This window comes from Vibrio sp. Y176 (assembly GCF_033438945.1).
The window spans coordinates 1-729 of the sequence record NZ_JAWOQS010000469.1 but is presented as its reverse complement, the minus strand read 5'-3'; the positions used below and the strand labels follow the sequence as shown (position 1 = coordinate 729).

Annotated in this window: 2 protein-coding genes; both read left to right on the top strand. The window is 40.3% G+C overall.

Translation table 11 applies throughout. The annotated features are described in order from the left end of the window. The first annotated feature begins 186 nt into the window (after window positions 1-186). Window positions 187-429, top strand: a complete 243-nt coding sequence (locus tag R7O13_RS26750) for a type II toxin-antitoxin system ParD family antitoxin (RefSeq protein ID WP_053304443.1) — start codon at window positions 187-189, stop codon at window positions 427-429. Further along, complete coding sequence (locus tag R7O13_RS26745) at window positions 426-725, top strand: type II toxin-antitoxin system RelE/ParE family toxin (RefSeq protein WP_228071973.1); 300 nt, start codon at window positions 426-428, stop codon at window positions 723-725. Before R7O13_RS26750 ends, R7O13_RS26745 begins: the two co-directional genes overlap by 4 nt. Window positions 726-729 lie beyond the last annotated feature (4 nt).

The window sequence follows — 729 nt, the reverse complement described above, 5'->3', positions numbered from 1 at the left end:
TAACGCCGCGTTAAGTAGTGAGCAACGCTGCCACCTAAGCTAAACCATTGTGCCGTAAACACGAAAGCTGAATCAAACTGAAAATGCCATGCGTTGCGAATCTGTCTTAAACGCTTTGTTATGCGCCTTGCATTCAAGCCCAATTAATACCATAATTAGGTATCTATTGGTATTGAGGGCTATATTATGGCTAAGAACACTAGTATTACTTTGGGTGACCATTTTGACGGTTTTATTGCTAATCAAATCCAAAGCGGTCGCTATGCCTCTGCAAGTGAAGTCATTCGTTCCGCTTTACGTTTACTTGAAACCCAAGAAACTAAAATGAACACTTTACGCCAATTGCTTGTTGAAGGTGAAGAAAGTGGAGTTGCGGATTATGACCTTGATTCGTTTATCAATGAGTTAGATAGCGAAGAGAAAAAATGAGACCATTTCAGTTAACTAACAAGGCGAAATCTGATTTAAGAGATATAGCCTTGTTTACCTCTCGACGCTGGGGTCGTGAACAGCGAAATATTTATCTAAAACAGTTTGATGACTCATTTTGGCTGTTAGCCGAAAATCCTGACATTGGTAAAGCCTGTGACGAAATTCGCGATGGCTACAGAAAATTCCCACAAGGAAGCCACGTAATATTTTATCGTCAGATCGGCAATCAAAATATTGAGATTATCCGTATCCTCCACAAAAGCATGGATGTGAATCCAATTTTTGGCGCATAACGCC

Excerpts from the sequence above, each read along its gene's own strand:
- R7O13_RS26750 (WP_053304443.1), top strand. The coding sequence starts at position 187 with ATGGCTAAGAACACTAGTATTACTTTGGGTGACCATTTTGACGGTTTT.
- R7O13_RS26745 (WP_228071973.1), top strand. The coding sequence starts at position 426 with ATGAGACCATTTCAGTTAACTAACAAGGCGAAATCTGATTTAAGAGAT.